This is a genomic window from Gordonia terrae (assembly GCF_051789125.1).
GTDB lineage: Bacteria > Actinomycetota > Actinomycetes > Mycobacteriales > Mycobacteriaceae > Gordonia > Gordonia terrae_A.
On the sequence record NZ_CP196527.1, the window covers coordinates 23060 to 42635 of the forward strand.

The 19576-nt window shown below is 64.8% G+C and carries 21 protein-coding genes; 1 reads left to right on the plus strand and 20 read right to left on the minus strand.

Annotated features, from left to right (window positions below; translation table 11 throughout):
* Positions 1-19 precede the first annotated feature (19 nt).
* The 12 genes from ACSUZC_RS24065 to ACSUZC_RS24120 form a co-directional block, all read right to left on the minus strand.
* On the minus strand, positions 20-319 hold the full coding sequence (locus tag ACSUZC_RS24065) for a hypothetical protein (protein WP_439033272.1): 300 nt from the start codon (positions 317-319) through the stop codon (positions 20-22).
* A 37-nt stretch (positions 320-356) separates the two neighbouring features.
* Positions 357-1142: an HNH endonuclease family protein gene (locus ACSUZC_RS24070; RefSeq protein WP_439033273.1), complete on the minus strand. Its 786-nt coding sequence runs from the start codon at positions 1140-1142 to the stop codon at positions 357-359.
* Positions 1142-1516, minus strand: coding sequence for a hypothetical protein (locus ACSUZC_RS24075; RefSeq protein ID WP_439033274.1), 375 nt, complete (start codon positions 1514-1516; stop codon positions 1142-1144). The genes ACSUZC_RS24070 and ACSUZC_RS24075 overlap by 1 nt, the downstream gene beginning before the upstream one ends.
* A gap of 47 nt (positions 1517-1563) precedes the next feature.
* Complete coding sequence (locus ACSUZC_RS24080; RefSeq protein ID WP_439033275.1) at positions 1564-2238, minus strand: hypothetical protein; 675 nt, start codon at positions 2236-2238, stop codon at positions 1564-1566.
* A 20-nt stretch (positions 2239-2258) separates the two neighbouring features.
* On the minus strand, positions 2259-4175 hold the full coding sequence (locus ACSUZC_RS24085; RefSeq protein ID WP_439033276.1) for a cutinase family protein: 1917 nt from the start codon (positions 4173-4175) through the stop codon (positions 2259-2261).
* A gap of 245 nt (positions 4176-4420) precedes the next feature.
* Positions 4421-5197, minus strand: coding sequence for a hypothetical protein (locus ACSUZC_RS24090; protein WP_439033277.1), 777 nt, complete (start codon positions 5195-5197; stop codon positions 4421-4423).
* The gene (locus ACSUZC_RS24095) at positions 5197-6912 is read right to left on the minus strand and encodes a hypothetical protein (RefSeq protein ID WP_439033278.1); all 1716 of its coding nucleotides are present in this window, start codon (positions 6910-6912) and stop codon (positions 5197-5199) included. The genes ACSUZC_RS24090 and ACSUZC_RS24095 overlap by 1 nt, the downstream gene beginning before the upstream one ends.
* A gap of 93 nt (positions 6913-7005) precedes the next feature.
* Positions 7006-7869 (minus strand): ParB/RepB/Spo0J family partition protein, encoded by an 864-nt coding sequence (locus ACSUZC_RS24100; RefSeq protein WP_439033279.1) that lies wholly within the window; start codon positions 7867-7869, stop codon positions 7006-7008.
* A complete protein-coding gene (locus tag ACSUZC_RS24105) occupies positions 7869-8570 on the minus strand; it encodes a ParA family protein (protein WP_388059800.1) in 702 nt (233 codons plus the stop codon). The genes ACSUZC_RS24100 and ACSUZC_RS24105 overlap by 1 nt, the downstream gene beginning before the upstream one ends.
* A 490-nt stretch (positions 8571-9060) precedes the next feature.
* Entirely contained in the window at positions 9061-9315 is a 255-nt protein-coding gene (nrdH, locus tag ACSUZC_RS24110) for a glutaredoxin-like protein NrdH (RefSeq protein WP_439033280.1), read from the minus strand.
* Positions 9316-9372: 57 nt separating this feature from the next.
* Positions 9373-10695, minus strand: coding sequence for a hypothetical protein (locus ACSUZC_RS24115; RefSeq protein WP_439033281.1), 1323 nt, complete (start codon positions 10693-10695; stop codon positions 9373-9375).
* A complete protein-coding gene (locus tag ACSUZC_RS24120; protein WP_439033282.1) occupies positions 10692-10922 on the minus strand; it encodes a hypothetical protein in 231 nt (76 codons plus the stop codon). Before ACSUZC_RS24120 ends, ACSUZC_RS24115 begins: the two co-directional genes overlap by 4 nt.
* Positions 10923-12430: 1508 nt before the next feature.
* Here ACSUZC_RS24120 and ACSUZC_RS24125 point away from each other — a divergent pair.
* The gene (locus tag ACSUZC_RS24125; RefSeq protein WP_439033283.1) at positions 12431-12877 is read left to right on the plus strand and encodes a helix-turn-helix domain-containing protein; all 447 of its coding nucleotides are present in this window, start codon (positions 12431-12433) and stop codon (positions 12875-12877) included.
* 325 nt (positions 12878-13202) lie between these two features.
* Here ACSUZC_RS24125 and ACSUZC_RS24130 read toward each other — a convergent pair whose 3' ends face one another.
* The 8 genes from ACSUZC_RS24130 to ACSUZC_RS24165 form a co-directional block, all read right to left on the minus strand.
* Positions 13203-14267 (minus strand): GAF domain-containing protein, encoded by a 1065-nt coding sequence (locus ACSUZC_RS24130; protein WP_439033284.1) that lies wholly within the window; start codon positions 14265-14267, stop codon positions 13203-13205.
* Positions 14268-14348: 81 nt separating this feature from the next.
* Positions 14349-15104, minus strand: a complete 756-nt coding sequence (locus ACSUZC_RS24135) for an MBL fold metallo-hydrolase (RefSeq protein ID WP_439033285.1) — start codon at positions 15102-15104, stop codon at positions 14349-14351.
* 123 nt (positions 15105-15227) lie between these two features.
* A complete protein-coding gene (locus tag ACSUZC_RS24140) occupies positions 15228-15659 on the minus strand; it encodes a hypothetical protein (RefSeq protein ID WP_439033286.1) in 432 nt (143 codons plus the stop codon).
* 344 nt (positions 15660-16003) lie between these two features.
* A complete protein-coding gene (locus ACSUZC_RS24145; RefSeq protein ID WP_439033287.1) occupies positions 16004-16408 on the minus strand; it encodes a hypothetical protein in 405 nt (134 codons plus the stop codon).
* Between the two features lie 307 nt (positions 16409-16715).
* A complete protein-coding gene (locus ACSUZC_RS24150) occupies positions 16716-17285 on the minus strand; it encodes a hypothetical protein (RefSeq protein WP_439033288.1) in 570 nt (189 codons plus the stop codon).
* A 4-nt stretch (positions 17286-17289) separates the two neighbouring features.
* Positions 17290-17901: a hypothetical protein gene (locus tag ACSUZC_RS24155; RefSeq protein WP_439033289.1), complete on the minus strand. Its 612-nt coding sequence runs from the start codon at positions 17899-17901 to the stop codon at positions 17290-17292.
* A 31-nt stretch (positions 17902-17932) separates the two neighbouring features.
* Entirely contained in the window at positions 17933-19027 is a 1095-nt protein-coding gene (locus tag ACSUZC_RS24160; RefSeq protein ID WP_439033290.1) for a C40 family peptidase, read from the minus strand.
* The gene (locus tag ACSUZC_RS24165) at positions 19024-19572 is read right to left on the minus strand and encodes a hypothetical protein (protein WP_439033291.1); all 549 of its coding nucleotides are present in this window, start codon (positions 19570-19572) and stop codon (positions 19024-19026) included. Before ACSUZC_RS24165 ends, ACSUZC_RS24160 begins: the two co-directional genes overlap by 4 nt.
* Positions 19573-19576: the final 4 nt, after the last annotated feature.

Here is a 19576-nt window from a genome sequence, read left to right on the forward strand (position 1 = left end):
TGCATCCGGAGGAGTCTTGTTATGCCGACCAGGGGCTGATGGCCCACCACTGGCCGTTGCCCGCGCGGTAGCAGGTCCCGAAGCGAGGCCCGAACCTCTTGGCGCCGAAGCTGGCCAGCCGGTCAGCGGTGGGGGCGCACTGCGCGGCGCTGGCGTGCGGGCCGACTCCGAATGCGCGGTGCCCGTCGACGATGCCGATCGGGGCGACCGCAGCCGAAGCCGGTGCGGCGGTGGTCATGCCGAGGCCGATGGCGATCGAGCCGACGAGCAGCGCCGCGGTAGCGGCGCGGCGCAACGGTATGTGTTTGGTGGTGGTCATTGTGGTCTCCTCATAAGTTTGTGTGTCCTGCTGGGGGTCAACAGGTTCGGTCCGCGACAGCCTGGTCGGCGGTGGTGATGGACAGCTGGTAGGCCGCGGCGACGCGTAGGTAGGTGGCGATGTAGGTGCACACGTAGGCGCGGTTGGGCGGCAACCACTCTGCGAGGGTCTTGGAGCCTTTGGCACTGTTGCGTGAGCCGTCGACGGCCAAGAGGTTGGCGGGATCGTTGGCGAAGCTAACCCGTGTGGCCAGCGGCCAGTCGTGGGCGCCGGCATGCCAGGCCGCCTCGAGCGGGAACACGTGGTCGATCTCGATGTCACTGCTGGTGGTGCCTTTACGGAACTCAATCACCGCGCCGGTGTAGGGGTCAGGGTCTAGGACACCGGAGAGGACTTCGCAGCCGCGGGTTTTCGGGTCGAGCTGCACACGAGTGAGCTGTGACCTGAGGATGTCGTTGCGAGTGTCACATCCGTTGTGCGACATCGCCGCTTCCGAGTCATCAGTCCACGCCGGACCGAACACGCACGCCTTACCGCTGCGGCAGGACCGTTCGTACCCGGATTGTTCGGGCAGCGAGCCCACCACCCGCACGGTGGCGAGCAGCTCGTCGACCTCGGCGCTGGTGGCTGGGTGGTGTGGTGCGGCGGTGACCGGTTGAGCTGTCACCGGCGGGGCGTGGGTAGCGACGGTGTCGTCGATCCACGAGGTGACGGTGTGTTTGGCGGCGTCGGTGGATTCGGTGCGGATCACCCCGCCGGCCACCCCGAGGCCTACGACAACGATCGCACCCACGAGTAGCGCCACCAGCCTGCGCACGATCATCACGACGTCACTACCTCAGGTGCGGTGTGGTGCACCTGAGGGCACCGCACCACTCGCTGCGCGAGAACCAGGGTCGCCAAGGTGACCAGGATTGCGAAGTACAGCGCCCCTGAGACAGCGTTGACCCACACGGCCAGCGTCGCCAGCCACACGGTGGCCGGGCGCAGCAGATGTCGTCTGTCCCAGCCCACCGCAACGATCAGCAGCACCGCTAGTGCCGTTCCGACGCCGATGAGCAGCATCGTCACCGCACTCTGCCACGGCTCGGTGAACGACACCGCGGCAAACCCCAGAAGCCCGCCCACCGTGACAACCACGGCGATCGCGGCATCCAGCCACGAATGCAGCTGCGGCAAAGAGGGCTGGTCAGCCACGTCCAGGTCGTCCTTTCGGTGTCGGCGGGTGTGTTGGTGCTTCGCGGTCAGTTGGTGGCCGGTGCGGGCGTGGCCGGGGCGCTACTGGTGGGTTGTTCGCGTAGTGCGCCGTTGGCGTGGGCGCCGGCGGTGATGCGCAGGGTGACCGGGTCAGCCGCCGGGCCCGTGTTGTCGGTGCCGGCAGTGCCGAGGTGGGTGAGGGTGTATGCGCCTTCGGGTAGGGCGAGGACGATCGGCGTGGTGGTGGTGATGACGTCGAGGCTCGTTCCGACCGGGAAGGCGAGTTTGGCGCCCACTCCCCCACCAGCTTCGTCGGGTGTGGGGAGCTGAGCCGATGTGGTCGTCTGCGCACTTGTCGACGACTGCTCAATGCTCGTCGACGGGGCCGGTGCGGCGGTGTCGACGCGGCGTTCGAGGTGAATGACGGCGTTGGGCACCAGCCCGCCGGTGGCGGCGACCTGGGAGATCGAGACCAGCCCGATCTTGTCGGTCGACGCCTCGGCGATCACCGTGGAAACGTCGGCGCCAGTCGAGCTGCTGGCACTGGTGCTCGGTGTGGTGGTGGTTTCGTCGGCGTGAGCCAAGCCGACGGTGGTGGCCACGACCAGCCCACCGAGCACGGCCGCGGTCGCACCTACGCCAATCCGGCGTCGCCAGGACTGGGTGGTGTGGGGGTGGTCGTAGAAGTCGGCTTCGTGATCGTCTCTGGCTGAGCGCTTCATCGGAGGTCTCGTTTCGCTGTTCAGGCTTGTACGCGTTGGACTTTGAGGGTGATCCACTCGGCGAGCCATTCGATGGCTGAGCGCCCGGAGTTGTCGACTTTGTAGTTGCCGTAGGCGACGTGGTTGCGGGTGGCGCCCCCGACGAATTGGGACACCTCGACACCGGCGTCGACGAGCCCGGCGAGGTTGTTGGCGTCTTCCGAGGACACGAGTTGGATCATGGAGTTGGTCAGGCCCAGGAAGTCAGCGCCGGCGACCTGGTTGGACAGGGTCGTCCCGGCGACGAGGTTGGGCTGATATCCCGAGGCGGGGGTCTTGGTGCCGCCGTTGAGGACTCCGGAGGCCACAGTCGCCAAGTCAAGGCCGACCGGCACGAGGTCGGCTAAGCGTACGGGGTTGCGTTGCTCGAGGACGTCGAAGGCGATGCCCTCGATGCGCTGGACGTTGTTGACCAGCCGAATGATGTCGAGGTTGCCGACGAAATCCAGGACGGTCGCGGCGATCTGGGTGTACCCCGACGGGTCGGGAATCATCCGCAGGATGCTGGCGATCCATTTGAAATCGACCTGGGCGGCCATCTTCACCAGCGGTGCGATCGCTTCGTTAATCTCCTGCGCACTCTTACGCACACCCGGGACGTCGAGAGCCACAGCGCGTTGCACGGTCATGCTCAACCCGTTGACCATGCCGATCCAGTTCGTCGAACCCAGTCCCACAACGACGTTGAGGACTTGTTCGATCACCTTCTGCGGCGCCAGGACGCTCAAAACGTTGCTGGCGGTGGCCATTGTCGGCGCGGGGGTGGCGGTCAGCGGGGCGGTCTGCTGGCCCAGCTGACTCGACAGCGACGACAGCTGTTGAGCCTGAGCGGGGTCGAGGCTGCTCGATCCGGACTGCTGGGCCAGGGTGCCCGCCGTCGTGGCGAGCTGCTGCGAGGTCGACACTGCCCCGGACAGATCGGCCTTGTTCGCGTTGTTGAGGACCGTGAGCGCGGCCCGATCGGCTGAGCCCGCAGGCGCCGCAGACAGGTCCTTGGTGGTGGTCGGGTCCACGGTGCCCGAGCCGATGAGCTGCTGCAACGGTTGCAGGGTGTTGCTCACCGAGGATGCGGTGGTAGCGATTTGGCCCAGGTCGACGGCCCGTCCCCCACTGGGGGTGCTGGCCAGTGATTGGGCCAGGGTGGACACATTCGAGCCGAGCTGCCCCAGATCCGCACTCGACCAGTCAGTGGTCATCGCCGAGGTCAGCTGCGACGGTGACTGCTGCCCGGTCGGCGACACACCCGTGGCGCCGGGCAGGCCGGCCATCTGACGTTCGCTTTGCTGTTTGACCCCGGCTTCGGCCGGCGTGGTGGCCAGCATCTGCGAGATGCTCGAGACCAACGGGTACTTCTGCCGGTCAAGGTTGCAGTACATGTCACCGGGCGTGGTCTTCGTGCCGGTGTCGCAGATCGTGGCCACCCGCCCGGACAGTGAGCCCATCCCGCCGGGACGGTTACCGCCCATTCCCACACCACGATTGGCGTTGGGGCCCACGAGCGCTTCACCGGGTGTGCCGCGCCCGGGATCAGCCAGCAGGGCTACAGCGAGCACCTTCTCGGCCGGGATCGGGCCGCGATTGTTGCCGATGTCTGAGGCCACATCCCCGGCTACGTCAGCGCCCTGGCTGTATCCGCCGAGCACCATCTGGGTGTTGGGGCACTGACTGACCTGGCTGGTCAGGGTGTGCTTGAGCGAATCGATGCCGGTCTGCTTGGACTGAACGTAGTTGAGTCCCTTGTTGAATGCAGACGCCGAGTAGGCCGGGAAAATCACCGACACGTTGTCGCCTACAGAGGCTCTCACACGATCGGTGACGCCTTTGAGCATCCCCACCGGCTGGTTCGGATTGGCCGCAGCGTGGGTCTCCCCTGTCCCGGCCATCATCACGACCGTCACCGGCGCACACCCAGCCGCCGGCGCCGCAGACGCCACGGGGGCTAGCATCGACGCGCTTGAGACGGCGACCACCACAGACGCGGTACTGACGGTGACCGCCTGCGTAATGCGTTGGCGAAAAACGCCCCTCACGTGAGACCCCTCGCTGCCAGTGAGCCGGGGCACCGAACCGCCCGACTCCTCTTAGCAACGAAGTCTCACGCACATTCCGTATTTCTCAACGAGCACCGCCGACGGGGGCGCACCTAGCTCCAGTCGATGCGGAACTCGCGGACGCCGTCGAAGTGGAATCCGGTGTCGTCGTCGAAGTCGTCGAAAGCGGCGAAGTTGACCGAGGCGTGCTCTTCGAGGATGGCCGCGACGCGTGCGTGGTCGTCACGGGCCAACGCATCGCCGAGGGCGGCGATCTGTTGGCGGCTCATCTGGGTGTGGTCGAGGCCTTGGGGTCCGCCGAAGTCGAAGGATTTGGCCATGCGGTAGTCGTAGTTGCCGCCGTCGGTGCGGGCGTGGACGTCGGCGGTGAAGTGGATGGTCGGTCGCATGCGGGAGACGTCGACGCCGCTGTCGATGAGGCGTTGGGCGGCTTGTGCATCGACGAGGCGGCCTTGGGCGTCGGGACGCAAGCTCTTGGTGCGTCCGGCTCGCCAGTCGTAGACCGCACTCGGTGATCGGCCGAGCTGTTGTGCAGCTCCGTCGACGCCGCCCATGCGGGTGATCTCGGCGCGGCGAGCGACGAGGTCGGCGGTGCGGTCATCGGGGATGCGTCCCTGTTGTTTCCAGCGGCGGAAGGTTCGTCGCGAGGGTGAGCGTCGGCCGGCGTCTTGTGCGGCTTTGCATGCGGCGTCGTAGCCGATGGTGCCGAGGTGATCGGTGGGTGTGCGCTCCCCCACGAGACCCGCATCGGCACGAGCGAGGTCGGCCGCGGTCCCGGCTGCGACGGAGACCTGCCGGCCGGCGGCCGCGGTGGTGGTGGCGGTGGGTTCGTCGCGCCGTTCGCGACGGCGCGGCCGGAACTGGGCCATCAGCTAACCGCTTCTTCGCTGGTCACCGTCGCGTCCTCAGGAGTGAGATCGACTGCACCGGAGTCTGTTGCATCGTTGTCGTTGCCGTCTGCGTCGTCGTCTGGTTGGCCGGAGGCGGTGTAGGCGGTGTTGATGGCTTTGCGGACCTCGGTGGGTGTGCTGGCCGACAGCAGAGCGAGGATGACGTCGTCGTCGAGCGGCCGTCGCTTTTCGATCACGAACTTGCCGAGGTAGGTCAGTTCGTCGGCGAGGTCGGCACCCGCCGGTGCGAGGTAGGTCCAGGCGTCGGTGAGGCCCTTGATGGGCCAGATGTTGTGTTCGCGTGCGAGTTTCATGGCTTTGGTGCGGGATCGGTGGCGGGCGTGGGCTTTGATGGCCGCGGCCCAGATCGGCTGGTAGTGGTGGCGCATGTGGGAATCCCAGTTGCGGTCACCGGCGATGCGACCGAGGTAGCCCTTGTAGATGTCGGTGACCATTGACTTGAGGGTCGGGTCATCGGCCTCCACGGCGGCTTTGCGGGCGGCAGCAAGCAGTTCCTTCCACCGCTTGAGCACCTGCCCTTGTTCGGTGGTGGTCCAGGCCTCGGTGATCGCTAAGTCTGCGATGTCGAGGCCTGCTCCTCCATCCGGGATGGGTGCGGTCAGGCTGATGATCGTTTCGGTGGTCACCCAGGTCGTCACGGGCCGGTCGGTGCGCATCCGGGGATGCGGCAAGGGCAGCTTGTCCGGCAGGGCGAGGGTGTCGGCGGCCGGCAGGGTGATCTGCCAAACCCCGAACGGCAGAGGGGTGCTGGTGTGGGCGAGTTCCTCGGCGCCGGTGCTGTGATGGACGAGTTCGCCGTACCCCAGGTTGATCATGCCGGCACTGGCCAGATACGAGGCGCGTTGGTCGATGGTTACCAGCTCATCGGCCGCGTCGAGTTCTTCGGTGTCGATCCATCCGCGCGACCACACGATGACCGGTTCGAGTTCGTCAGCATCCTTAATGTCAATGGGCGGCAACGGAACTGGAGCATCGACGATGATGCCGCGGCCAGTCTTTCGGCGATCCCGGAAGATGCGATCGAGGATGACCGCCCCGGTACGTGCCGGGGTAATCCCAGGCAGGACGCCGAGATTGTCGACATGCCAGCACAAGCGGCGGGCCAACTCGCGGGCGGTGTCCATCTCATCCTCGAAATCGATGAGGGTACCGGCGGTTTCGGAGCCGAGGATGCCCATACGGTCGTGGTTGATGCGTGCAGTCCACGCCCACCCCTCGAGGATCACATCGACCATCAGTTTGCGGTTCCCGGCCGTGTGGGACAGGTGCAGGCGATAACCGATCTCCTCCCCCGGCTGGTACAGATGCCAGCCATCCTCACCCTGGGGCGTCAGAAGGGGGCCCAACAGCTCGCGGGTGGCGTCATCGAGACGGGCGATCACGTCGGTCTTCATCCGACCCTCACGCAGCTCCTCATCGGAGTAGTCAGCCTCGTCGCCGGGGTCGACATCGTCCGGGCCCCAGCCGAGCTGTGCGCACGCGGCGTCGATGATCCACACCTGCGCCGGTAGGCCGGCCGGGGACAGTGGCTGCCTGCGCTGGCGCCACTCCAGCACCTTGAGGAGCTTGTCGACCGAATCAACAGGCTTGTCCACCAACACAATCCCCGACGGGGATAGCACCTTGTCCGACGTGATGATCATGGCGTGATCGTCGGCCGTTTTGCCGCTCACGGGGTCACCTCTGCGTTCGCATGGTCGCTTTAGTCTGGCTTCTCTTTACCGCGGTAAACCGACTCAGCCCGCTTTACCGCGGTAAAGAACGCCTCAGATGCGGTCTTGGAGCTGTTTGATGAGTGCGTCGATATCTTCGGGCGGCCAGACCTCGCGGATTGCGATCGCCACGGTGCTCGGTTCGGCCTTGAACCTCTTCAAAGCGCGTTTCATTGCAGCAGAGGAGTGTTCCGGGGTTCGTGCTTGTTTACCACCCTCTCCTGCGCCTGTGGGCTTTTCACGCTTCTCGTTCGCGGCCTGCCAAGCGGCGACCTGCTCCTCCATCGGGACCTTTGCAAGAGTGCGCGCATGCCGCACCGCTAGTTCCCCACTTCGCAGCTTCGCCTGGAGTTCTGGGTCCAACTGGAGAAGGGTCCGCCGCTGCGACACCCAGCCCTCGGTGCGATTGAGACGTTCGGCGGCCGCTTTGGCGCTACCCAGCTCGGCAACCATCGCCTCCACCGCATTCGCTTCTTCGATGACGTCGAAGTCCTGGCGTTCCAGGTTCTCAGCGATCGCGGCCCACAGCAGAGTCGCCTTGTCCGCCGCCAGCCCGTCACGAATCACCATGTCGAGGCCTTCGCGCCCAAACTGTCGAGCGGCGGCGAGACGCCGGCACCCATTGACGATCACGTACTGCGCGTCGCGGATCACGTCCTGATCCTCGGGATACAGCCGGAGCCAAGCTGAACGAGAGATTGCTGTCGCCGGCTGGAGCTGGCGATCGCGAATGCTCTCCAGATCGGCGAGGTCCCCCAGATCAGACCGTGGGTTACGAGGATTTGGTGCCAGTTCGTCGATACGAACGTTCGACCGATAGATACCGTCCACCGCCGCGGTGGGGTCCACAGTCGAATTGACACCGACTGAGGATGCGAGCGAACTCAGATCGACTCGTCCTCCATTCTTGCGTGCCATCAGCGGGCCCCCACATTCAGCTCAAGGCACAGGCGTTGGAAGTCTTCCCTGGCCTGTAGCGCCACCCTGTTCGTCGGGTACTCAGTGACCACTTTCCCGTCCGCGGCCGCGCGAGTGTGGAGCTTGTACCGGCGTATGACGGTGTTCGCCAAAGGCCACCCCATCGATCGCGCAAATTGCTGCGTTTCCTCTAAGTCCGCTCGGCCGTCTCGTGGATCCCAGTTGTTAATCACGACCTTGAAAGCCACCCCACGAGGCTTGAGTACCTTCTCAATCGTCCGGGCTGTTGGGTCGAACGCAAGCACTTCCGGAGTAAGTGGAACTACCGCAAGATCCGTGACAGAGAGCAGCGCATCCAGAACCAGCCCGGTGTTTCCGTTCTCAGTCGTCCCAGGGTCATCGCCCAACCATCCTGGGGTATCCACGAACACGTGCTCGACGCCGGGCAAGTCGCCGAGTGAACGTAGTAGCTCGGGATTGCCATCGACTTGGGTGATGCGGAAGGGGAGATCGTCAACCCTGTCTGCCCACCACACTGCCGATCCCTGAGGGTCGGTAGAGACAGCGAGGACCGGGGAGTCCTGCTCTTGCGACTCTGACGTGGGGTCGTTGATCACATCGGCTGTGACTGCGGCGCAGTTGACTGTGGCGGTGGACTTTCCCACGCCACCTTTCTGATTAATGAAGGTGTAGACGGTCATTCTGGGTGAGCCTCCGTGTGCTTCGTCGATTGACTACTTCGGTGGGCGAGGGCGGTTGAGTCTTTACCGCGGTAAAGACGATGACGCCTCGTGTCAGAGGATACACCCTTGCGGGTGTATTTCAATACAGGGCGGGGTCCCTCGTGATGAGGTTTGATGCGGATTGCCTGACGCGGACCTACGGCGTCCATGGTCATGTTCCACTGACGGGGCCATCCTCGCCAAGGCGACAGGCCGAGGGACGCGCACTTTACCGCGGTAAAGACTCGCCGTCTGGGACCGGTTGTCGGTCGCGAATCCACTCGTCCACGGTCGCTTCCTTCCAGCCCCTTGTTGAGCCGGTGAGCGCATCGTAGGGCGGAAGCATCCTCTTGCGGTCGTAACTCTTGAGCGTGTTCACGGACAGGTTCGCCTTTACGGCAAACTCGCTCAGAGATAGGTACCGTTCCATGACTCGTGCAGTCTATCCCTGGACGGCCCCGGTAGGCGTTCATGCAGAAACCGCGACCTGGTTGCGCTGGCCGGCACCGAGCGCCTTTATCCGATCGGGCCGGAAGCCGGACCAGTGTTCTGCGCCGGCCACGACAACCGGGGCCTGTAGATAGCCCAGCTCCATCACGAAATCCCGCGCCGCGGCGTCTTCGGAGATGTCGACGATCTCGTAGGTAAGGCCCTGCTTGTCGAGAGCTTTGTAGGTGGCGTTGCATTGGACACAGGCTGGCTTGGTGTAGACGGTGACGTTCATTTGATGCTCCTTGGGTTGACTGTCGATGGGTTTGTGTTGTGGCGGTGGGGGAGTCGATTAGTCGTTGGCACCTCCCGCTGCTTTGTTCCATCCGCAGGCGGCGGCCGCGATCTCGTAGGCGTGGGCGCGTAGCGCGCTGTCGGCTGCGGGTTTGTGGGCGGCGGGGGATCGGTGACCGTTCTCATCGGCTCGGGGGGTCTGGGCGGGGGTAGAGCTCGGTGTGGCCCAGTCGATTTGTCCGAGGCGCCACCGCAGGTAGGCCGCGGGGTTGTCGATGGCGTTCGGCCAGCTCAGGTTGGCGTTGCGGCCGTGGTCGTTGAGTCGTGCGACTACAGCTGCCGGGGTCCAGGTGGTCGGGTCAATGCCAGCGTCGGTGAGGACGTCGCAGATCCGGCCGAGGTGGTGTTTGCGCTGGAAGTCGGGGCGACGCCACGACTCCGGTACGACCCTGCGGGGTGAGGCGAGTGCGTCGGTATCGGGGTCGAGCCCGCGGCAGCGGGCCACGATCCCGGCCGCGAGCTTCTGGATCGGCAACGAGCGTCCTCGCGCCCGGTTCTTCGACGGGAATGTCCGTTTTTCTCTTGAAAAAGTAGAACTTTTAGAAAGAGAAAAAGCTCTACTTGACCCCTGACGGGATAGGGGTGGGCAACCCTTCGGCTGCTGGTGACGTCCCTGGTCCGTCCCCTGTGATGGCCGGTTGGGCTCGGGGACGGCAACAGCTGCGACGGCGTCCTTGGGCATGGTGAGGGAGATCTGTGAGGCCACGCGGAGCTGCGTGCCGCCGTGGTGGGCGCGGGCGGCCATGATCTCGATCCCCGTGAGCCGCTGTCCGTAGGCCACGTCGACGAGCAGGCCAAGGGTGCGCAGTACGCGGCGGCCGTCCTTGATCTGGTCGAGGCTGAGTCCCGCCTTACCTGCGAGCTTTCTCAACGAGGCCGTCATGTGTCGACCAGTGCTGGTCTCGGCGTAGTGGGCGTGTGCCGTGGCTGCGGCCAGGACGGTCGCCGCGGCCACGCGGTGATGACGTCGGCGAGCAGCTGTGCCCTCGGCTGTTGCGAGGAGGGCCGCTACCGCTTTAAGCCAGGCCTCTCTGCTCGTCCAGCACGGCACCTGCGCCGGGGCCCGGCCGTCGGTTGTGCGTTCGGGGGTAGGTCGTTGCCATGTCCGCCTGCCTCGTTGCTCGGCGTTGAGGCCTTCAATCTCGTTGCGCTGCCGTGTTTCTACCGCGTCGAGTAGTCGACAGGTGACCGCGAACGCGAGAGACACCCGGGCAGTCAGGCACAACGGCTCAAGCAGCGCGGCCATGGCCGCGGTGAACGGCCCCGGCGGTTGTTGCTCGGCCGGTTGTTGCTCGGCCGCAATCAGTCCCGGCGCGGTCACCGGATCACCACCCCGGCCTGTGTGGCACCAGATCCGGTGCGATCGCCGTGGCCGTCCAGGAGGCCGACGACGAGGCGGGTGTCGACGTGATGGCTCCACAAATCGACTGCGCCGGCCTCGACAAGCCCGAGTACGGCGTCGATCACCACCGATGGTGGTGCGTCAACAGCTGCGATCAGCTGAGCCAGGCTCAGCGTGCAGCACCGCGCGAGGATGTCGGCAATCACGCGCTCGGCGCGGACGATCGCCGCTCGAGGTGTGGTGTGTGCGCCCCCGTCCAGCCGAGATGAACGGTTACTCCCGCACGTCGCCGCATCCGTTGGTGCGGCTCTGTGGGGGGTGTCGAAGACAACGCTGGTAGGGGCGTTCGCCCCGACAGTCACCGGATAGGTGGTCGGAGCGTTCCCGCACGGACCTCACCCAACGCCCCAATGGGCGTTGGGACCTGCGGTGATGTCTCTACGGGAGGTGTGAATGGCGCGACACGGCGGCGATAGTTGCCCGTGTCGAGGGTGTGCTTTACCATCAGAAGTGCCTGGAGCGGCAATTCCTTCCTGTTTGGGAGGCTTCCGGGGTCTAGCTGGTAACTAGATTCCGAACCAGTTCTCGGGGTGAAGCGAAGCGGTAACTTCGCTCCCCACTCGAAAATCCGTGTACTCCCCTTCGGGGGGACCGGTGTCTCCATCGCTGTGTAGTTATTTCGTTCGCTGGTGTCCTACGGCGGCTCCCATTCCGCCCCGGTACGGGCAAAACGGCTGCGGCGCAAGACATTCGCGTGTTGTCCGCTACATGACAGAGGCCTCCTCGTTGGGTGTAGACATAGGTCCAAGCGTGATCGTTTCACGACCGTGACCTTCGGCGATGGAGGCGCGCCCGCCGTCCTGAGCATCCGACGGGGCGTTGGTCCGGCTGCCGACGTAAGTCGTAAGCCAGACACAGGCCGAGGCCAGGGGAGGTCACGAAGCGACCCTCGTGTCAGAGGCTGGTAACCGGGTGGGTAGAAGTGCCCGATCGCGGCGCCCGCGGCGGGCGTTCGCCGAGGCCACGAGCGAGGCTGACGTGGAGAGGTCCAGTTGCTGTCCGTATGGGCTCCATGCGATCCCGCCTTCAATGACGTCGAGAGGTGGCGTCCCATCCGAGGCGCGGGTCAGAGCTTGGCTTCTGCACTCGTTGAACAGCGGGCAGGTCCCGCAAGAAGCCACGGCGCGGCGAGCCGCAGTGAGCGGGTCCCACGATCGGAGAATCAACTCGAGATCCCACGGCTCGGGCTGGCCGTAGCAGGATGCGCGCACGCCGGCATCGGTGGCGCTGAGGCACTGGTCTTCGCGGAAATGAGGAGAATAGGTCATGTACGGCCCCCAAAGGTCGACGATGATCGAAACGGTTCGATGTCGACAGGCCGAGTTATGTAGCGACGGTCCGGGAGCGCGCGTAAGGTCGCGTTCGTCCGGTCTTGGTCGCGACTACTTCTGTCCGGCCATGTCGGATTCGGTTAATGCCCGCGGCCCTTGGGGTCTTGACTGTCAAATCTGATCCCCGAGGGTTGCGGGCTTTCGGACTACTTCCGTCCTGGTGACCCCCTCCTGTGCGTGGTCGTAGCGGCTTCTCCGCAATCTATACCGGCAATGTAATATTCGCTTGTATTGACGCGGGGCATAGACGCATTTGATGACGATACTAGGGGTGTTGCTGCACAGTGTCTAGACATGGCGAGCGCCCGGCGAGACGAGAGACTGTGAGTAGACGCGTGCTGCGCGGGTTTCAGCCAGCACAGCTGGTTCGCCTGCGCGAGCAAACCGGCATCAGCCGTACTGACGCCGCTCGCCTCGCGAGGATCGGTAAGAGGACGATCGAGAACTGGGAGATCGGCGCGGTCAGCCCGCAGATTGATTTGCTCCGACAGTTGACGAACGTACTCGGAGGGTCGATCGAGGATGTTGTCCATGTGCCGGCCGAAGGACGTTTCCCGGGAGACTGGCGGGTTCTGAGAGCGCTGACGCAGCCCGAGCTTGGACGCCTGGTTGGTCTGAGCACGTCGACGGTCGGAGCCGTCGAGCGAGGCGAAATGTCGCTTACTGATACCACGGCAAAGGTGATCGCTCAGGCTTTGGAGATGCCAGTCGACGAATACCGAGCGGCCTACGAGCGCGCGCGTAGCCGACCGCCGGGGACTCCCGCGTGAACTGAATCGGCCGGCGGCGCGCTCGTCGAGGTACCCCCGCTTGCAGGCGTGGGGCAGTCCGACCTCTGTGAGTAGTGGTGGTGGAAACACGAAAACCCTCCCCGGGGTGACTGGAAATTTGGCGAACGAGTCAGTGAATAAGCCCCTCGGGCATCGCCCGATTGGCTAGATGAACTGCACTCTGTGTTCGCGACCAGACCCGAAAGGGTTCGTCAGGGACTGGGAAACTTCCACCGGTGAGGGTGCGCGTTGTAGCTCGGAGCATAACACCAGAGCGAGGAGCTGTACTAGTTTGCGGGCCTCGTGGTGTCGCCGCGGCTCGGGGTTAGGAGGCCATGACTTCTGGCAGTGGTTCGACCGTCAGGAACCCCAGGCCGTCTTCGCCCTGCTTGTCGGGTGTGATCGTGATCTGGGCCATGTGCCACAGGTCAGGCGGGCTGCCGGCGAATCTGACCCGAGCGCGATAGGTTGCTCGCTCTTGGCGACGGGTGAGCAGTGCAAGCTGTGCCGCCGCGATCTCTTCCCGATCGTCCTCATGGAAGATGGGGCTGTCGGTGAGCCACGAGTCGAGTGGTGGGGGAGGTGTCCGCAGCCAGTCAGTCACCAATCCGGTAGCGAAATCGATTCGCCCCAAGCCGGATTCGCGCTCCTCGAGGTTGGCGATGACACGGGCGGTGTGCCGGTTGAAAGCAATGAACTCGGCGGGTTCGACATCGTTGATGTCGTGCACAACACCGCGCAGGGCCCATCGCGAGGACAAGTGCACAGCTCGCATTGTCATGTAGCAGCGGTAGCGCAGCTGGTCGTCGCTGTCGCGCGCATGTCGAACGGTGAGTGGGGAGTCGAAAGTAGCTCCGTTGTCCAGGCGTCCGGTGTTCATATCGCGGACGAAGGGCCCGATGTCTGATTCTCGGGGGAAGTCGTAGAAGTACTGGAAGACCTCGGGTGCAACGCGGATGACCTCTCCAGGAGAGTCGTCCATGCCGAGGATGTCGCGTTCGATGTTCGGGCCGTCGTGGATGTGGGCAACATCGCGGTCTTCGTCATAGATGAACTCGAAAGCCCCGACGAGGCGCCGCGGTGGGGGAGTGGTGTCGGCATCGCCGATCCACAGCTGCACCGCGAAGACCACCTGGCTGGGCCCGAACACCGGCTCGGCGATGATCCGCACCTGCGAGACCACCATCGACTGCGGGCGCCCGGTCGCGGCGGCCTTGCCCAGCACATCAAGGACACGTGCGTAGACGGCGTAGTCGCCGTTGGGCACCTCCTGCCGCAACCTCTGTACAGAGGTGTATTGGGAGCGTCGGCCGTCCTTGAAGACCACCGAGGGTTCCACCTCGCCGCGGGCGCCGATTCCCATCGTCTCGACAACAATCCAATGTGACATCAAACAACCCCCCGAGCCCACTGCTTCTTAGCGGCTCTATGCATGATCCTGAATCAACAATTTACTCCATGTGTCCGGTGGCTACCGGCGCGGGCTACCGGCGGCCGCTAGGTGCTCGTACTGGCCGCGATCGTGCGAACAGATGACGAGATGCCCCTGGTCGGCTGCGGCGCGGAGTGCCGCGTGGTTGTGCGCGAGGTTACTGGGGTCCATCGCGAGCATTCTTTCGACCCTGTCCATGGAGGCGTCAGACGCTGACGTGAGCGCGGTGTGGTGCAGGAAGGCGTCTCCGGCATGGATTAGCCATCGGTCCCTCTGGTGCGGGTCTCGGATCGCGACGGCGGCATGTCCGGCTGTGTGACCGGGCAGCGGGATCAGGAACAGATCGCCGGAGTCGGTGAGCGGGTGTCCGTGGAAGTTCATGATCGGGATGGCGTCATCGGGCGCGTAGGTGTGTGCACGACTGGTGATCGCCGTGAGGTGGTGCGGGCGGTAGCGGATGCGGCCGCGGATGCCAGGACGGCGCGCGGCCGCGAACAGTTCCGTCACGGTGAGGTGGACGGGAGCGGCGGGAAAGTCGAGCGCGCCGCTGATGTGGTCGTAGTCCAAGTGAGTAGCGATGATTCCCACGACATCGTCGGCGGTAAAACCGAGGCCGGCGAGCTGCTGGATGGCGGTATCGGCCCCTCTCAAACGGGGCCGTACCGCCCGCAGTGCTTGTCCCAGACCCCGGATGGGGTGGGCGACGTCTTGCTGTCCGAGGCCGACGTCGACGAGGACCAGGCCGTGATCGAACTCGAGGGCAAGGATGTGGGTGACGCACTCAGGAATGCCCACAGGTGTGAAGGTCCCGCAGTTGAGGTGGTGAACATGACGAATCGATCCGATCTGTGGGAGCACCGCCGAAAACCCATCCTTCAAGACGACATGGACAACTCCAAGGGCAACCGGCCGAGCGATCTACCTGCTGTGACTGCTCTGCGCACCGGAAGCCGAAAGGCGAGAATCTTCGATCAGTTCAGCGAGCCCGCCGGCGGGCTGGGCACCCGATGAGTCCTGGGTGAGGTAGCCGCGAAGTGCGGCGATACGCACGATCTGGTCGTCAACCTCATCCCATCTGCCGGGGACAGGTGTGCCGAGGATGTTGACGACCCTGCGGGCGCTGCGCAGCAAGGTCGTGCCGATCTCGCTCAGTACGGCATCGAGGTCACGACGAACCTGATCCCGCTCGGCAGTTGTCGACCACACATCCACGTCGTCGATCTGCTCGGCTACCGCTCCGGCCACTTCCATGACGGCCCAACAATGCAGAGCGTGTTGAGGATCGACGGTTGGCAGCCAACTACCGCGCGAGGCGTTGCGCCATTCCTTGCACACCGAGGTATCGGCCACGTGGGTACCTAGAGCGGCTGCGACAACCCTCGTCGCATGGCGTGGTGGCATTGCGGCCAGCATGGCGCCGGACCATCGAGCTTCGAGAGCAGCGACATCGGAGCGGACCGATTCGGTGAGGTCCTCGGTACGGACGCTCTGCGCAACATTCGACATGGCAACCACCTTGATGACGAGTCGGGTAGATAGTCGCGGCGTGACACCTCAGCGGACTGAGGGCGCGCGCGACTCGTAGTCGTCATCCAGTGCCGAAAAGAGCATCGAGGCCCGGAGAAGTCACCACGGTAACACGCGTGCGACTCCGAGATCTGACCAGCGAACCGCCGCGCGCTGGTTGTTTCGACCTACTCGGGCCTGTCTGTGTCTAACTGGCGTCCATTCACGACGTCATTCCAGCGGCCCGCCATGTGCTTGTTCAACGCGGCAATCGTCGCGACCGGAATGCCGGTGGTGGTAGCCATCTGCTCGAGATCAGCTCGCCGCCATGACCTTCGACTTTTGCGGGCACCGGTCACAATCGCCACAAACACATCAGGGTCGACCGCAGAGGCCTGGAAGAACAGGTCCGCGCGTACCCCGATGCCCACCGAGGTCAAGACCGGTCGCCACACCACATCCACGGTGTGGGCCAGTGCCCACGCACGCTGATCGTCGTAGAGCAACGGCTCCAACCGGAAATCGATCGGGGTCGGGGTGCTCACTTTCAGCGGCGGCTGGGTCAGATCCACACTGCTGGCCCGTGTGATCACGCTGCTGCATCTCGCCTGTTCGGCAGAACGTGCATCGTTCCTCCCCGGGACTCTCGTAAAGGACTCCGCAATTTCGTGCAGCCATTTCACCACCACGCTGACCCCCTAAGTCGTTGTCGATGTGTGCTGCCCCACACGCTGCGCTCCCACCATCATGTAAGTCGTACTAAATGCAAGGACCTTGCATGTGCCGACACGACAACCTACCTGGTGTCGATTCGAACCATCGATTCCAGGCGACGCGGCTAACGCGCGGCGGGGCGATTGACCTGGTGAAACCCGATTCTTTCGAATCGCCTAGGCCGAATCACTCACCGCCGCCACAGTTGATATGCATGTCCATTTTGAACTCAGGGGTCTGGTCCCACTCTGAGGGAAGTTTGTCCTCGTGCACGGTGATGTCCACGTCGACGTGTCCAGAACTGGGGTAGTCCCAGTTGATACCTGTCACGATGCCGACTTCCTCCAGATACTCGTTAGTCGACTGAGGAGGAATCGTGATTTGGCCGGCGGGAAATTCGATAGAGGGATTTTCAGCGGTGAAGGTCTGCGAGCCGCGAGTGAGCTCGATCTTCCACCCGTCTGTCGTGACGACGGTGACAGATTTCGGTGGCGCCCCCTTCACTCCGTGACAGGTGGCTGCGACCTTGCTTCCTGCGGTGATCGTGAGGTAAGGCGGGGGGAGATGGCTGTCATCACCTACGCCGACGAGAACCTGGTCCCGGTCATCAGGGTCAAGTGTCGACACGACCCCGGCGTAGCTGTCCCCGTTCCCGCTGTTTCCGCCGATTCCTCCATCTGAGTTAGAGGTTCCACACCCGGTGAGGGCGAGAGCGACGGTGGCGGTCGCTGCGGCCGCCCAGGTGATGGCACGCACGGGTCTAGGTGATTGGTGTGAGGGTGTCGAGGCGGTAGCCCATGCCGTCGACGACGGTGAGGGTCGCTGAGACGGCGATGGTGTCGAGGGTGGTTCCGGGTGCGTCATTGTCTGCTCCAACGGGCACCGCCTTCCTGCTGATTTGGTAGTAGGTCGACTGGTTCTCGGTTTGGATCGTAACGGTGGCCACGACTCGTTTACGGGAGGCCTTCAAGTTGGCCCATTCGGTGTTCTGGGCGCCCTTGGTGGGGGCGACGATTCGGCCGATCATGGCTGAGGAGAGCAGCGGCACTGCGCGCAGGACGGCGTCCTGGGTGGAGGTGTCGCGGGTGGGGTTGGTCGAGTACATGGTGCGTAGTGCGGTCAGCGCGACGGCTTCCTCATTGCAGGCATCGACATCGGTGAACGGTTCAGGCAGCTTCGCGCACGAGTCGGGTTTCGCGGCTGAGGGTTTCGGCCCTGCGGAGGGCGTGACACTGCCTTCGACCTGCACCTGTGTAGAGGTCACAACTGAGGGGTACTGATCGGTGTCGTCGCTGCCGGCGCCGCAGCCGGCGAGGAGTGCGGCCGCGGTTACGGTGGCCGCCACCATCTGGGTGATGCGGGTGCGGATCATGAGAGCGGTGTCCTTTCTCGAAACACGGTTGCTAGGCAGCGTCTTGATGGCCGGCGTTGGTGCCGGTGCCGACGTAGCGGCGGCCGACGCCGCCGGGACGCAGTGGGGAGACTTTGATGAGCGTCCCGGATTGTTGGGCTTCGACCATGGTCTTGCCGTCGCCGCGGGCGATCGCGACGTGCCCGGGCCAGAGGATGAGGTCGCCAGCTTGGAGCTGGTCGAGGGGAACGGGGGTGCCGCCGGCCTCTTGGGCGCTGGTGTGGCGGCCAATCTCGATCTTTCCGCGTGAACCTTGGTAGATGGCATAGCGACTCAGTCCGGAGCAGTCGAATCCGATCTTGTTGTAGTCGCCGTGACTGTCGGCGGTGCCTCCGTCGGTGATCCCTTTCGACGGTCCGGTCAGCGAGCCGCCTCCCCAGGCGTAGGGCAAGCCGATTTGAGACATGGCGGCCAAGACGACGTTCTGCCCGGGTGTCTTCGACTGGTCGTAGCGGAACGGGCCGCGGGGGCTGCCGGTTTCGGCGTTGCCGGTGAGTCCGCCGTCGGCGGCGGTGAACTCTTCGACGTAGGCCAGGATGCGGGGGACGTAGATCTCGGTTTCGCCGTTGGCCGGCACTTCGCACCCGGAGACACCGCCGGGGCCGGCGTTGTACATGGCGAGCATGACCTTGACCGCGGCCTCACCTGTGCAGCCGCGGTCGGCGGCGATCTTGAGCATGGCGCAGTCGTATTTGGCCTGGGCCTTCACCGCGTCGCGGGGGTTGTTCGGATCTCCACCATCCCCGTAGGCCGCCCAGGTGCCGGGCATGAACTGTGTGTATCCCATCGCACCAGCAGGCGAGACCGCACCTTTGCGGAATCCGGACTCGGCTTTGATCTGCGCGGCCAGCAGGGGTGGGCTGATGCCCTCGCACATGGAACCGAACTCGGTCAGCGGTCCGACGAACTCGGCCGGCACCGCCGCGGTGTTCAGCCCGCCGCCAGCCCCACCGCCACCGTTGCCCTCAGCGTTGTCCCGGATGACGACCACACCGCTGGTGCAGCCGGCCAGGATCAGCACCGCACACAGCGCGGCGAGCAGCTGCGCGAGGCGGGTGGCGCGCGAGGGCCGGGACAGGTGGGTCATCGCAGCGCCAGCACCCGCGCGACGTAGCGGTCGGTTTCGCCGTTGGCCGGGACCGTGCAGCCGCGGACCGCGGCCTCACCGGCGTAGTACAGGGCCAGCATCACCCGGACCGCATCCTCGCCCAGGCATCCGCGTGCGTGGGCGACGGCCAGCAGCGAGCAGTCCAGCTCGGCGAGCGCCCGCACGGCATCACGCGGGTTGTTGGGGTCACCGCCGTGGCCGTACTGTGCCCAGTCCCGCGGCAGCATCTGTGCGTAGCCCGTGGCGCCGGCTGCCGACACGTGACCTTTCTCGAAGCTGCTCTCGATGTGCACTTGGGCGCCCAGGAGCGCCGGATCAACACCGTCGCAGAGTGTTCCGTACTCGGTCAGTGGTGCAGTGAACGCGGCCGGGACATCGAGCGGTGGTTCGGCGTCGGCGGGGCTCGTCGTCGTCAGAACCAGCACGGCCGCGAGAGCGGCGAGGACCAGTACCGCGGAGGCCGCCGTGGTGTAGATCCACCGCAGCAGACGCCGGGCCGAGGAGGTGGTGGAGGGGGTGGCCATGTCG

Excerpts from the sequence above, each read along its gene's own strand:
- ACSUZC_RS24070 (WP_439033273.1), bottom strand. The coding sequence starts at position 1,142 with ATGATCGTGCGCAGGCTGGTGGCGCTACTCGTGGGTGCGATCGTTGTC.
- ACSUZC_RS24165 (WP_439033291.1), bottom strand. The coding sequence starts at position 19,572 with ATGGCCACCCCCTCCACCACCTCCTCGGCCCGGCGTCTGCTGCGGTGG.
- ACSUZC_RS24065 (WP_439033272.1), bottom strand. The coding sequence starts at position 319 with ATGACCACCACCAAACACATACCGTTGCGCCGCGCCGCTACCGCGGCG.
- ACSUZC_RS24155 (WP_439033289.1), bottom strand. The coding sequence starts at position 17,901 with ATGATCCGCACCCGCATCACCCAGATGGTGGCGGCCACCGTAACCGCG.
- ACSUZC_RS24100 (WP_439033279.1), bottom strand. The coding sequence starts at position 7,869 with ATGGCACGCAAGAATGGAGGACGAGTCGATCTGAGTTCGCTCGCATCC.
- nrdH (WP_439033280.1), bottom strand. The coding sequence starts at position 9,315 with ATGAACGTCACCGTCTACACCAAGCCAGCCTGTGTCCAATGCAACGCC.
- ACSUZC_RS24090 (WP_439033277.1), bottom strand. The coding sequence starts at position 5,197 with ATGGCCCAGTTCCGGCCGCGCCGTCGCGAACGGCGCGACGAACCCACC.
- ACSUZC_RS24130 (WP_439033284.1), bottom strand. The coding sequence starts at position 14,267 with ATGTCACATTGGATTGTTGTCGAGACGATGGGAATCGGCGCCCGCGGC.
- ACSUZC_RS24160 (WP_439033290.1), bottom strand. The coding sequence starts at position 19,027 with ATGACCCACCTGTCCCGGCCCTCGCGCGCCACCCGCCTCGCGCAGCTG.
- ACSUZC_RS24105 (WP_388059800.1), bottom strand. The coding sequence starts at position 8,570 with ATGACCGTCTACACCTTCATTAATCAGAAAGGTGGCGTGGGAAAGTCC.
- ACSUZC_RS24080 (WP_439033275.1), bottom strand. The coding sequence starts at position 2,238 with ATGAAGCGCTCAGCCAGAGACGATCACGAAGCCGACTTCTACGACCAC.